General features: G+C 55.9%; 9 protein-coding genes. 5 read left to right on the top strand and 4 right to left on the bottom strand.

Annotation, left to right across the window (positions count from 1 at the left end; translation table 11 throughout):
• The first annotated feature begins 24 nt into the window (after nucleotides 1–24).
• From cysD to BC440_RS15730, 5 genes are all read left to right on the top strand, one after another.
• On the top strand, nucleotides 25–930 hold the full coding sequence (gene cysD, locus BC440_RS15750; protein ID WP_037990815.1) for a sulfate adenylyltransferase subunit CysD: 906 nt from the start codon (nucleotides 25–27) through the stop codon (nucleotides 928–930).
• On the top strand, nucleotides 930–2849 hold the full coding sequence (gene cysN / locus BC440_RS15745) for a sulfate adenylyltransferase subunit CysN (RefSeq protein WP_071240489.1): 1920 nt from the start codon (nucleotides 930–932) through the stop codon (nucleotides 2847–2849). Before cysD ends, cysN begins: the two co-directional genes overlap by 1 nt.
• A 161-nt stretch (nucleotides 2850–3010) precedes the next feature.
• Complete coding sequence (locus tag BC440_RS15740; protein WP_071240488.1) at nucleotides 3011–3754, top strand: protein ImuA; 744 nt, start codon at nucleotides 3011–3013, stop codon at nucleotides 3752–3754.
• Entirely contained in the window at nucleotides 3684–5276 is a 1593-nt protein-coding gene (locus BC440_RS15735) for a DNA polymerase Y family protein (protein ID WP_247643589.1), read from the top strand. Before BC440_RS15740 ends, BC440_RS15735 begins: the two co-directional genes overlap by 71 nt.
• 1 nt (nucleotide 5277) lies before the next feature.
• Nucleotides 5278–8619 (top strand): error-prone DNA polymerase, encoded by a 3342-nt coding sequence (locus BC440_RS15730; protein WP_247643588.1) that lies wholly within the window; start codon nucleotides 5278–5280, stop codon nucleotides 8617–8619.
• Nucleotides 8620–8683: 64 nt separating this feature from the next.
• Here BC440_RS15730 and BC440_RS15725 read toward each other — a convergent pair whose 3' ends face one another.
• The 4 genes from BC440_RS15725 to BC440_RS15710 form a co-directional block, all read right to left on the bottom strand.
• Entirely contained in the window at nucleotides 8684–10447 is a 1764-nt protein-coding gene (locus tag BC440_RS15725) for a M14 family metallopeptidase (RefSeq protein WP_071240485.1), read from the bottom strand.
• The gene (locus BC440_RS15720; RefSeq protein ID WP_007091389.1) at nucleotides 10444–11298 is read right to left on the bottom strand and encodes an ABC transporter permease; all 855 of its coding nucleotides are present in this window, start codon (nucleotides 11296–11298) and stop codon (nucleotides 10444–10446) included. Before BC440_RS15720 ends, BC440_RS15725 begins: the two co-directional genes overlap by 4 nt.
• Before the next feature lie 4 nt (nucleotides 11299–11302).
• Complete coding sequence (locus tag BC440_RS15715) at nucleotides 11303–12226, bottom strand: ABC transporter permease (RefSeq protein WP_007091388.1); 924 nt, start codon at nucleotides 12224–12226, stop codon at nucleotides 11303–11305.
• 69 nt (nucleotides 12227–12295) lie between these two features.
• Complete coding sequence (locus tag BC440_RS15710) at nucleotides 12296–13828, bottom strand: ABC transporter substrate-binding protein (RefSeq protein ID WP_007091387.1); 1533 nt, start codon at nucleotides 13826–13828, stop codon at nucleotides 12296–12298.
• Nucleotides 13829–13837 lie beyond the last annotated feature (9 nt).

The following is a 13837-nucleotide window of genomic DNA, read 5'->3' as shown; positions in this document are numbered from 1 at the left end:
TTTGATCGATCGGCAGGAACGAGAATGCAGCCTAATCTGACCCATCTCCGCCAGCTTGAGGCCGAGAGTATTCACATTATCCGCGAAGTTGCGGCCTCGTTCGAACGGCCGGTGATGCTTTATTCCATCGGCAAGGATTCGTCGGTTTTGCTGCATCTGGCGCGCAAGGCATTTTACCCGGCCCCGCCGCCCTTCCCGTTGATGCATGTCGATACCACGTGGAAATTCCGCGAAATGATCGAATTTCGCGACAAGGTGGCGGCGGAATACGGGTTTGAGCTGATTGTTCATATCAATCAGGACGGCGTTGATCAGGGCATCGGCCCCTTCACCCACGGATCAAGCCTGCATACTGACGTCATGAAAACCCAATCGCTGAAACAGGCGCTGAACAAATACAAGTTCGATGCAGCCTTTGGCGGAGCGCGGCGTGACGAGGAAAAGGCACGCGCCAAGGAACGCGTATTTTCGTTCCGCACCGAAACCCATCGCTGGGATCCGAAAAATCAGCGCCCGGAATTGTGGGACATTTACAACGCAAGGATCAACAAGGGCGAAAGCATTCGCGCCTTCCCGATCTCGAACTGGACCGAGCTTGATATCTGGCAATATATCTATCTCGAACAGATCCCGATTGTGCCGCTGTATTATTCGGCCAAACGCCCGGTTGTTGAACGTGACGGCATGCTGATCATGGTTGATGATGACCGTATGCCGCTTAATCCGGGTGAAAAGCCGGAAATGAAATCGGTGCGTTTCAGAACGCTTGGCTGCTATCCGCTGACCGGTGCGGTTGAGTCCGAAGCCGCCACCCTGCCCGAGATTATCCAGGAAATGCTGCTGACCCGCTCAAGCGAACGACAGGGGCGCATGATCGACCATGATCAGGCCGGTTCAATGGAAAAGAAAAAGCAGGAAGGCTACTTCTAATGGCGCATCAATCCGACCTGATTGCCGATGACATTCTCGGCTACCTGAAATCCCAGGAAGAAAAAAGCCTGCTGCGCTTCATCACGTGTGGCAGCGTTGATGATGGCAAATCGACCCTGATTGGCCGTCTGCTTTGGGATTCCAAACTGATCTTTGAGGATCAGCTTGCCGCCCTTGAATCCGATAGCCGCAAGGTCGGCACCCAAGGCGGCGAAATTGATTTCGCCCTGCTGCTGGACGGGCTTCAGGCAGAACGCGAACAGGGCATCACGATTGATGTCGCCTATCGCTTCTTTTCGACCGACAAACGCAAATTCATCGTCGCCGATACCCCCGGCCATGAACAATATACGCGCAACATGGCAACCGGTGCCTCGACCGCCGATGTCGCCGTGATCCTGATCGATGCCCGCAAAGGCATCCTGACACAGACACGTCGCCACAGCTTCATCACGTCGTTGCTGGGGATCAAGCATGTGGTGCTCGCCGTGAATAAGATGGACCTGATCGACTATGATCAGGCCAAGTTCGACACCATTGTTGCCGACTACAAGGAATTCGCCAAAGACCTTGGCTATAGCTCGATCATGCCAATCCCGTTATCGGCCCTTCGCGGCGATAACATGATCGAAGCCAGCCCGAACACCCCTTGGTACGAAGGTCCGACGCTGCTCGCACATCTTGAAACCGTTCAGGTCGAACAGGATGCGATTGAAAAGCCGTTCCGTCTTCCGGTGCAGTGGGTCAACCGCCCGAACCTTGATTTCCGGGGTTTTTCCGGCACCATCGCATCGGGCATCATCAAGCCGGGCGATGCGATTGCCGTCACCGCCTCGGGTCAGACCAGCAAGATCAGGGAAATCGTCACCTTTGACGGCAACCTCGATCAGGCTTTTGCCGGTCAGGCCGTGACCATCACACTTGAAGATGAAATCGACATTTCGCGCGGCGATGTTCTGGCCCGACCGGATGAACGCCCGGAATTTGCCGATCAGTTCGAAGCCCGCATCATCTGGATGCACGAAGATCATCTTCTGCCCGGCCGCCCCTATATCATCAAGATGGGCGCACAGGTCACCAACACACAGATCAGCGACCTGAAATACAAGGTCAATGTCAATACGCTGGAACATATTGCCGGCAAGACGCTGGAACTGAACGAAGTCGGCATTGCCAATATCGCAACCGACAAGGCACTGGCCTTTGATCCCTATGATGACAACCGCCATTCGGGCCGGTTCATCATCATCGACCGTTATTCCAACGCCACCGTTGGCGCAGGCATGGTCAACCATTCGCTTCGCCGTGCGACCAACGTCAAATGGCAGGAAATGGACATCAACAAACAGGCGCGTGCCTATCAGAAAGGTCAGCAATCGGCCGTTCTGTGGTTCACGGGTCTTTCGGGTGCCGGTAAATCGACCATCGCCAATCTGGTCGAGAAAAAGCTGCATGCCATGGGCAAGCACACCTACACCCTTGATGGTGACAATGTCCGTCACGGATTGAACAAGGACCTTGGCTTTACCGATGCCGACCGGGTGGAAAACATCCGCCGTGTCGGTGAAACCGCCAAGCTGTTTGTCGATGCCGGGATCATCACGCTGGTATCCTTCATCTCGCCGTTCAAAAGCGAACGCCAGTTTGCGCGTAGCCTTGTCGAAGATGGCGAGTTCATCGAGGTCTTTATCGACACCCCGATTGAAGTCTGCGAACAGCGCGACGTGAAAGGCCTTTATAAAAAGGCCCGCGAAGGCAAAATCGCCAACTTCACCGGGATCGACAGCCCCTATGAAGCACCGGAACACCCGGAAATCACGGTCAACACCTCCGATCAAACCGCCGAACAGGCCGCCGAGATCATCGTTGCCAAGCTTGAGGAATTCGGCGTTCTGGGTGCGTGGTATCCTGAAATCTGATCATCAGACGTCCATAATTCACCTGCAAAACCCGATGCTCCTGGCATCGGGTTTTGTTTTGGCGCAATGACTTGAACCGTTCCTGACATTTTCCCGATCTTTGCTGCTTGACTCCCGTTCCCTCCTGACCACATAAAAAGAACAAATCAGGAACTCATGTTATGTCAGACAGACGTCTTCATCTTGCCCGTGCTGCGTTGCAACGGGCCGAAAAACAATGGAAAGGACAGGTTGCCTGCCTGCCCGGCGGGACGGATCGGATCATGCGCCGTGCCTTTGGCGGGGTCGATCTTGCACATCATATCAGCATCGGGGGCATTGCCCCGGTGGGTCTGCATGAAATCATCTGCGGTCATGATGATACCGCCGCCTCCATTCTGGCATGGTATCTGGCACGACTTTCCATCGGGGATCAAACAGGCAAAAGCCTGTTTTGGATTCGACAACGGCGCGCGATTGACCAAGGCGGGCTTTATCCGCTTGCGCTGCCAGCGACGGATATGCCGGTCATGATGGTGGTTGATCGGCAGGCCACCGCCCTTTGGACCTGCGAGGAAGCGGCAAAATCCGGACAGATCGTCAGCATAATTGTCGAAACCACGGATTATGACCTGACTGCGGCACGCCGCCTGCAACTAGCCTGCGAAGCCGGACATACGCGCCTGATTGCGATCCGGCATATGCGGTCCGATGGCAAAACCACCGCATCAAGCGCGCATACGCGGTGGCGGATAACGCCGGAAGCAGCGAAACATTCAACAACAGGCAACCGACACATACTCAGCCTGATCGGGGGACGCGGGGTTCGACCGGGCAGTTGGAGAATGCGAATTGATGCAACAACGTTTTCTTTATCTGTGGCTGACGCACTGGAAAACAGATTGCCACCGGATCGATATGCCTGAAACCGGGGATGACAGCCCCAAACCGGAACCGGTCGTGATCACGCGCGCCGATCACAAGGGCGTTCTGGTCTGCGGCAGCAACAAGGTGGCCCAGTTACGCGGGCTGGCACCGGGCATGCGCCTTGCCGAAGCACGCAGCATATACCCGGCTTTGCGCGACCTTCCCGAACAGCCCGATCTTTATGAACGCCATCTGGCGCGTTTGATCCGCGCGATGGACCGATACAGCCCGTGGGTTGCCCGCGACCGGTTCTTGCAGGAAGCCGATCATAACCATACAGGTGATGCCGGATTGTGGCTTGAAATTACCGGCGGCAGTCACCTTTTTGGTGGCGAAAGTGCGCTTCTGGCGCTGGTTCTGCGCGATGTCAAATCACGTGGTTATGCTGGCCGTGCCGCCATTGCCGATACGGCAGGTGCGGCATGGGGGGCGGCACGATGCCACCCTGCTGCCTTGGCTGATCAACGGATTTTAAGCCTGCCGCGCGATCATGATATTGCCGCCGGTTTTCCGATATCCGCCCTGCGTCTGGCCGAACAGACACGTGTCACCCTGTTTCGGCTGGGGCTTAAACATCTGGGCGACATCACCCCGATGCCGCGTGCCAATATCACCACGCGCTTGGGGCCCGAAGTTTTGCAACGGCTTGATCAGTTTTATGGACGTCTGCCCGAACATCTGAATTTCAATTTGCCAGATCGGCCATGGCTGATCCGGCGCAGCTTTGGCGAACCGCTGGGCGATGCGGCCAATCTGGCGATTACGGTTGAAAGCATGGTAACGGAACTCTGCAACAATCTGGCGCAGGAAAATCTGGGTCTGCGCCGCATTATCCTGCGCTGTGTACGGGTTGACGGGCATACCCATACCATCACACTTGGTACCGGAAGCCCGTGCCAGTCCGCCCCGCATGTGTTGCGATTGCTGTCTGAAAAAATGCCCGGTGTCGATACTGGTTTTGGCATCGAACAGGTGATTGTCTACGCCCCGTGGGTCGAACATGTGGCCTTTCGCCAGTCGCGCCTTGACCAGCAACAGGAAGAAACCACCGACCAGATTGCCCTTGCCCAGTTGATCGACCGGATTTCCCACCACCTCGGCCCGCGCGACATGCTGTTTCACCCCGGCCACCACGCCAGCCACTTGCCTGAACAGGCTTCTGTGCGACAGGCCGTTAACGCCCGGACATATCCGGCCAGACGCACCGACATGACATTGCCCAAACGCCCGGCACGCCTGATCGACCCACCCGAACCGGTCGAAATCCTTGCGCGCGACACCAATGGCACGCCAAGCCGCCTGCGCTGGCGCAAAATGGCGGTCGACATCATCCATGCCGAAGGACCCGAACGGATTTGCCCGGAATGGTGGCAATGCCTTGATCAGGATGAATATGCCCTATCCCCCAAGACGCGGGATTATTTCCGCATCCGCGATCAGGCAGGCCGATTGTTATGGGCCTTTCGCACCGGCCCAACCGGGCAGGATATCTGGTCCATCCATGGATTATTCGGGGACTGACATGACCGATTTCCCCCTTCAGCAATCGGCACCTGCCTATGCCGAATTACAGGTCAGCAGCAATTTTTCCTTCCTGCGCGGGGCCTCCCACGCCGAGGAACTGGTTCTTATGGCCGCAACCAAGGGACTGCATGCTATTGCGATAACCGACTGCAACACCTTGGCCGGGGTCGTGCGTGGCCACACCGCACATCAGCCCCACAGGGACCGGCTGAATTATATTGTCGGCTGTCGGCTTGATCCCGTCGATGGTCCGTCGCTGTTATGTTATCCGACGGACCGCATGGCCTATGCCCGGTTATGCCGGTTACTGACCCTTGGCAAACGCCGCGCGCCAAAGGGCGAATGCGAAATTTATCTGGCCGATATCAGAAGTCATGCCGACGGATTGCTCTTCATCGCGGTCCCGCCACAAGTCCCCGATGACACCTTTCGCACGCAGCTGATCGACCTTAAACGCCATTTATCGGGCCAGCTTTGGCTTGCCATCGGTCGGTTCATGGACGGGTTTGATAGCGAACGGCTGGCCTTTACCGAGGCGGTCGAGGCAGAACTTGCCATCCCTGCAGTTGTCACCAATGACGTGCACATGCATGTCCGCTCGCGCAAACCGTTGCAGGATGTCCTGACCTGTATTCGCCATCATTGCCGGATCGAGGATGCCGGATATCGGCTGTTTCCCAATGGCGAACGCCATATCAAAAGCCCGCAGGACATGGCGAAACTTTTCCCGACCCATCCCGAATGGCTGGCTCGCACGATTGAAATCGCCGATCAATGTCGGTTTTCCTTATCCGAATTACGCTATGAATATCCCGATGAAAATGACGGATCGGGCGAAGGCACGCAGGAACGCCTGACCCGCCTGACATGGGAAGGCGCGCATAAACGCTATCCCGACGGCATTCCCGACAAGGTCCGGGGATTGATCGAAGCCGAACTTAAACTGATCGACGAACTGGGCTATGCCCCCTATTTCCTGACGGTGCATGACATTGTCGCCTTTGCCAGATCGCAAAACATTCTGTGTCAGGGACGCGGATCGGCCGCCAATTCATCGGTCTGTTTCTGTCTGCATGTCACATCGGTCGACCCGGCCAAGGTGGAACTTCTGTTTTCGCGCTTCATCAGCAACGCACGGAACGAGCCGCCTGACATTGATGTCGATTTCGAACATGAACGCCGCGAAGAGGTGATCCAGCATATCTATCAACGTTATGGCCGGGAACGGGCCGGATTGACGGCAACCGTGATTTCATACCGGTCGCGAAGCGCCATCCGCGATGTCGGCAAGGTGTTCGGCCTGCCCGAAGACACCATTATCAAACTGACCAAAACCATCTGGGGATCGGGCAGCAAGGGCGCGCATGATGAAATGATGCGCCAGTCGGGCATTCATCCAGATGAACCGCGTCTGAAAGCCGTTCTTGATCTGGCAGGCGAACTGACCGGGTTCCCCCGCCATCTGTCCCAGCATGTCGGTGGCTTTGTCATCACTCGTGGCCCGTTATGCGAACTGTCCCCGATTGCCAATGCCGCGATGGAGGACCGCACCACCATCGAATGGGACAAGGACGATATCGATGCGCTGGGCATCCTCAAGGTCGATGTGCTTGCCCTTGGAATGCTAAGCTGTATTCGCAAGGCATTCGATGAATTGAGAAACCACAAGAATATCGATCATGATCTTGCAACCCTTCCCAAGGAAGACGGGCGGGTTTACGACATGCTGGAAAAAGCCGACAGCATCGGCACATTTCAGGTCGAATCTCGCGCGCAAATGAGCATGCTTCCACGATTAAAGCCGCGCAGCATCTATGACCTGACCATTCAGGTTGCCATTGTCCGCCCCGGCCCGATCCAGGGCGGCATGGTTCACCCCTTCCTGCAACGACGCATGGGCCGCGAAAAGGTCGATTACCCGTCAAAGGAACTCGAAGCCGTTTTAAAGCGCACCTGTGGCGTGCCGCTGTTTCAGGAACAGGCCATGCAGATTGCCATCGTGGCTGCCGGCTATACGGGCGGTGAGGCCGATGAATTGCGCCGTGCCATGGCAACCTTTCGCCGCACGGGCACGATTGGCGCGCATCGCGACAAATTCATCAATGGCATGCTGAAAAACGGATATGCCGCCGAGTTTGCAGAACGCTGCTTCAAACAGATCGAAGGCTTCGCCGATTACGGCTTTCCCGAAAGCCATGCAGCCAGTTTTGCCATCCTTGCCTATGCGTCATCATGGCTTAAATGCCATCATCCCGATGTGTTTTTATGCGCGCTTCTGAACGCGCAACCGATGGGGTTTTATGCCCCGGCGCAACTGGTTGCGGATGCCAAAAATCATGGTGTCCGAGTGCTTGAAATCGATATCAATCACAGTTTCTGGGACAATCATCTGGAACGGGAACTGGGCCGCGCCAGCGGTCATCTTTCCGTCCGGCTGGGCTTCCGCCAGATCAAGGGGTTCGGGCAGTTCGATGCCTTGTCCCTGATCGCAAACCGCCCGACCGGCGGATTTCAGGATATCTTTCTGATGGCGCGCCAGACCGGGCTATCACCCGCCGCGCTTGAAAAACTGGCCGAAGCCGATGCGTTTGGTTCCCTTGGCCTGTCCCGGCGCGAAGCGTTGTGGGCCGTCCGCCGGTTTGGCAAGGGGCGCAAGGCCCCGGCGGCCCTGCCCCTGTTTGAAGCTGCCCAGAATTTCAACCACAATATGGGCGTTTCCGCCGAATTCGGGCCCGAAGCCCCGGTCAATCTGCCAATTATGGGACCGGGCGAAGAAATCATCGAGGATTACGCAAGCCTGCGGCTGTCGCTTAAGGGGCATCCAATATCGATGCTACGCGATGCCCTGTCCGCAGCCGGGGTGTGCAAGGCGACCGATCTGGTCAATTTCAAGAATAACGAACGGATCAACCATGCCGGTCTTGCCATTGTTCGCCAGCGCCCCGGCACCTCGTCCGGCGTGGTTTTCATAACGCTTGAGGATGAAACGGGCATCACCAATCTGGTCGTCTGGAGCAAGGTGATGGAACAGTTCCGCCGCGAGGTCATGACCGCAACCGTCCTTGGCGTATCGGGCAAGCTTCAACGTGAAGACGGTGTCACCCACATCATCGCCGATAAACTGGTTGACCTGTCAGGGATGCTGCAAAGCCTGACGGATAACACCCGTATTGCCCGCGCCAATAACACCCATCCCCGCAATCTGCGCTGGGCCACGCCCGCCGCAGGACCATCCGATCAAACCGGCCCTGCGGCCCAGAACCTTGAACAGCTTGAACAACGTCACGGCAAACAGCAAAACACATCACGCCTTAAGGTCGACAGCCACGATTTCCACTAATCCCTCAAACGAAAACACCCCGGCATTTGCACCGGGGTGTTTTGCAAAAGACCGACATGATCGATCAATCTTTATCAAGGTTCTGCCACGCATCATAGGCGGCAACAACCGTTGCCATCTGCGCAGTATGGGCCGCGATGAAGACATCGCCATAGATCGTTTCATCGGGATACTCGGTAATCAGGGTCAGCGGCACGTCATGACGATCATCAACCGAAATCATGCACGGAAAACCATTGATGATCCGAAAACCGGTATCACCGGCATGAATGCGATACAGATCAATCTGTGCCGCGTTGAACGCCAGAAGCCCCGGAATGGCGGCAAGTTTGCGGGTGACCTGATCGATAAAGTTTTCCGCCCGTTCCGACCATTCATCATGATGGCGCATGATCAGGAAAAACCCCTTTGGCAGGGTCCACATGCCAAACCCGCGCGGAACATATCCCGAAAGCGGTCGGGTCCATTCATGGCAGGGATAGCCATGCAGATTGACATGCAGGCTTGCCTCGCTGATGGCACGCGCCCGAACCCGGATTTCCTTTTCATAAAGGCCATCACCGCTGCGGTATTCCATATCATCGCCAAGCGCTGTATAGCGCGCCGCGTGATGCATATGGTTCGGGTTATCAACAATCAGACGCTGATGAAGGGCATAACCATCCGGGTTTTCCAGCGGTGAAATCGTGAAATGTGCCCCATCACGCTTCGCCAGCTCCAACGCCCCACGAAGCGCGCCCGCAACACCGGAAATCTCGTTGGGATGCTGCCCGCCACTGATCATCACCGGCAAATCCGTCCCCTTGTGATAGCGCGCATTCAAAATCCGCCCGGATCGCGATGTCGCATGGAATTCTTCGCCGTCGATCCCGTCAAGCTCGGCGAGGATTTGCGCAACCGTCAGGGGACGGGTGGCGCGATCAATCTGTTGCATCTCACCCGTTGTCTCGTCCTTTGACAGGGGGCGCAATTCAACCGTGACATGGGCCTCGCCATCCCCATCACCGGCATCGGATACCTGACGGATTTCCGGGACGATCTGCCCCGGCTGCAATCCGCGATCACCAAGCGGACGGCCCGATCTGACCTGAAAATATTCCAGCAGCGAGAAATAGAAATCCTCGTGCAGGGCTTCATGAAGGCTCAGAACCTCGTGACCATGGGCGATCTTCTGATCATGCCCCGGCAGATCGACCGCGATATTCAGCTCTTCGAAATAGGGTTCCTGATCGCCCCAGTCATAATCGGCAATGGCCGCCATGGTTTGGGCAAAAAGCGCCTCATATTCGGTTTCAATCCGTTCATCGCGGACAATCTGACCATCGGCATCGATAATCCGCACCCACCCGGTCGGCGACAGGTGGGTTTCATCAACCACATCCTGATGCACCCGGTTTGGCGCAAAAACTTCATGACGGGTTTCAACCCCATCCGCCCCACGCAGGATCACATCATAGGTGCAATCGCAACGATCCGATGCCTCGAACGTGATCAAGGCTGGCGCAACCAGGGCCGCCAAGGGATAGGTTTCAAGCAGGAAGCGATTATCCGCCGCATTTTGATGGCGCGGATAACGCACCGTGATATCGGCAATGCCCGACTTTGCCAGATCAATATCTTCAAGGAAGAAATGCAAAAGCGGCTTATAGGCACTGCGAATGCGCGCCTTGACCCCCTGCTGGGCCAACTTTGCCTCGGTAGCGACACGGGTTTGGGCATCGTTAAACAGCCATGCCTCGATAAGCTGCCCGGGGCTGGCGGCCTTGACGATTTCGTCGCTCAGATTTGGGAGGGTCGGCGCAAAGGTGGTGGCGAAAATCTGTGTCATTTGGACGTCCTGCCTGTGGGGTCAAGGCTATCGCGCAGCCAGTCGCCCAGAAGGTTCAGGCCAAGCACGGTCAGAAGAATGGCAAGCCCGGGGAAAACCGATACCCACCAGGCATTCTGCAAATAAGTCCGCCCATCCGCCAGCATCCCGCCCCAGCTTGGGATCAGGGGGTCAACCCCCAGCCCAAGGAAGGTCAGGCTGCTCTCAAGCAGGATATTGGTAGCAACATTAAGCGTCATCAGAACGATAACCGGCCCGATCAGGTTGGGCAGAAGGTGACGGAACAGGATATGAATATCGCGCACGCCAATCGCCTTGGCCGACTGGATGAATTCCCGATCCCTTAGCGACAGAACCGATCCCCGCACCAGACGGGCATATTGCACCCATTGCGCAATGATCAGCAGAATGATCATGTTGGTCAGTCCACCGCCGATGATCGCGATAAAGGTGATCGCCAGCAAAATGAACGGCAATGCAAGCTGCACATCAGCAAAGCGCATCACGATCATGTCCCAGAAACCGCGATAATATCCCGATATCAGGCCCATGATCACACCAATGACAACCGCCCCGGCAACGGAAAGCAAACCAACCTGAAGTGATATTTTGCCCCCTGAAACCACACGCGCCAGAACGTCACGCCCCAGCGGATCGGTGCCAAAAATATGATCGGCATTGGTAAACGGCGCGATCAGGCGGGCCGAAAGATCAATCTTGTCCGCGCCGCCAGGAAACAGCAGATCGGAAAACACGACCAGAAAACAGATGCCACCGGTCAGAACAGCCCCCAGAACGAATTCAAGATTTTTAAAACGCGCAAACCGCGCCTTGGTTGCAGTGGTCGCCATGGGGTTACTCCGTCCGGATACGTGGATCAATCAGGCCATAGGCAATGTCGACAAGCAGGTTCACCCCGACAATCATGATCGACAGAACCGTAATCACAGCCTGTAAAACCGGATAATCACGTGCACCAACGGCCTCAAAGGCCAGCGTGCCCATTCCCGGCCAGTTAAACACCAGCTCAACGACAACAATCCCGCCCAGAAGGTTGCCAAACTGCAAACCGAAATAGGTAACAAGCGGGATCGCACAGTTGCGAAGCGCGTGTTTATACAGCACGACATTCTCGCTAAGCCCCTTGGCGCGCGCGACCATGATGTATTGCGACTGAAGGGTTTCCAGCATCGAGGTCCGCACAAGCCGCACGTTGGTCGCGGTCAGGATCACCCCCATGGTGATGGCTGGCATGATGAAGTTCTCAATACCCGTCATGCCACTTGGCGGCAGAAGCCGGAAAGTAATCGACAGCAACAGCACCAGCATGATCGCCAGCCAGAAATTCGGGAATGACAACCCGACCAGCGACAGGATGCGAATGACCTGATCGGGCCATTTGCCACGCGAAATGGCCGCCTTGATCCCCAGAGGGATCGAAATCACGATGGATACGAACATCGATGCAAACGCCAGCATCAGGGTAGCGGGCAATGCATTGCCAATCAGGGTGGAAACCTGCGTTCCACCAAGGAAGGATCTACCGAAATCAAGGCTGAAAAGCCCCAGCATGAAATCGGCATACTGAACAAAAAATGGCTGGTTCAAACCAAGGGATTCACGAATACGTGCAAGGTCTTCCTCGGTGATGCTGCCGGCCCCCTGGCTTAGCATCAGCGCCGGGTCACCCGTCAAACGGATGGCAAACGAGACAATCAATGTCACCGCGACGACCACGAAAATCGCCTGCAAAAGGCGTTTGATCAGAAAACCAGCCAAAACACTTGTCCTTTAAAGAAATAGGCATGAAAGCCGCCCGGCATCTGTCCGGGCGGCTTTCGTTTCACATCAGTCGACAGTCACTTCCGTCAGGCGCAGACGGCTGTCGGGAACCGGGGTGAAATTCTTGACGCGCTTGGAAACCCCAAAGATCGCATTGAGGTTATAAAGCGGCATTTCCAGCGCGCGATCAGCGGTGTAATGCGCAATCGACTGCAGGATTTCTTCACGTTTGGCACGGTCGGTAATCGCACGCTGGGATTCCAGCAGCTTGTCGAGTTCCGGATCGCTGTCATACGGGTTCCACTTTTCGCCCGTGTGATACATGAAGTAAGCGGTGTTATCATAATCAAGCGTCCAGCCGCCCCACGACTGCTGGAACATCGCACCGGTTTTACCCGCCGGAATGATGTCATTAAGCAGAACGTTGGTTTCATAAGGCTTGATCGTAGCGTTCAGGCCAATCACCTGAAGGTAGCTGGCAACGGCCTGGGCAACTTCGTTAAAGGTTGCGTCATTGCCGCGAATGTCGATCTGGATTTTCGTACCCGGTGCAACACCGGCTTCTTTCAGAAGCGCCTGTGCCTTGGCCGGATCATACGGCAACGGTTTCATCGACGGATCGTTACCAAACGACAATTCACCCTGGAAACTTGCAATCGGCGCTGCCTGACCACCAAGGATCGAGTCAATGATCGCCTGACGATCCACACCGTAAATCATCGCCTTACGGACTTTTTCATCCGCCGTGATGCCATTGCCGGTATTAAAGCGCAGGGCATAAACCGTAGGGCTTACGGTGGTGACGATATCGATATTTTCGTCTTCCTGAATGGTCGGGATCATGCCAATCGGAATGGTCGGCGGAATGACAAGGTCAACGTTCCCGGCCTGAAGTTCCGCAACCGCGGTCGACGGTTCACTGATGAAGCGATACTTGATGGTCGAAAGTTTCGGCGCACCGCCCCAATGATCAGCATAGGCTTCAAGTGTCAGACCAACTTTCGGCTCATAGGAAACCATTTTGAACGGACCGGTGCCGATCGGATGGGCGTTGAAATAATCTTCGCCTTTTTCCGCGATATATTTCGGCGGAACAATCATCGCACCATAACCGGCAAGCTTGGTCAGAAGCACCGGATCCGGCTGGGTCAGATGCATGTCGACGGTGTTTTCGTCAATAACTTCGACCGATTTGATCGCAGCATAGTTTGACCGCTGTGGCCCTTTTTTGCCTTCATCACCCATCAGGCGATCAAAGGTGAATTTGACCGCTTCGGCATTGAACGGTTCGCCATTCTGGAAGGTCACGCCTTCACGCAGATGGAAACGGATGCGCGTGCCGCCATCAAATTCTTCCCATGATGACGCAAGCCCCGGAACCAGTTTGGCATCCGGTCCGCGATAGGTCAGACCGTCATAAATATTGGTCGCAACCGACGACCAGTTGACCAGAAACGTATCGACCGGGTCCCAGCTACCGGGGTCCTGTGGTGATGAAATGGTCAAGGTGCCTTCGGCATATGCCGGCGCAGTTGCCATCAGACCGCCCGCAAAGGCAAGAGCCATCAGCGCACTGCGCATTCCCTGTTTTTTCGTCATGTTATTTTT

This window comes from Thalassospira sp. MIT1004 (assembly GCF_001858545.1).
GTDB lineage: Bacteria > Pseudomonadota > Alphaproteobacteria > Rhodospirillales > Thalassospiraceae > Thalassospira > Thalassospira xiamenensis.
Note: the sequence above shows the minus strand (reverse complement) of the source record. Positions and strands in the feature narration are given on the sequence as shown.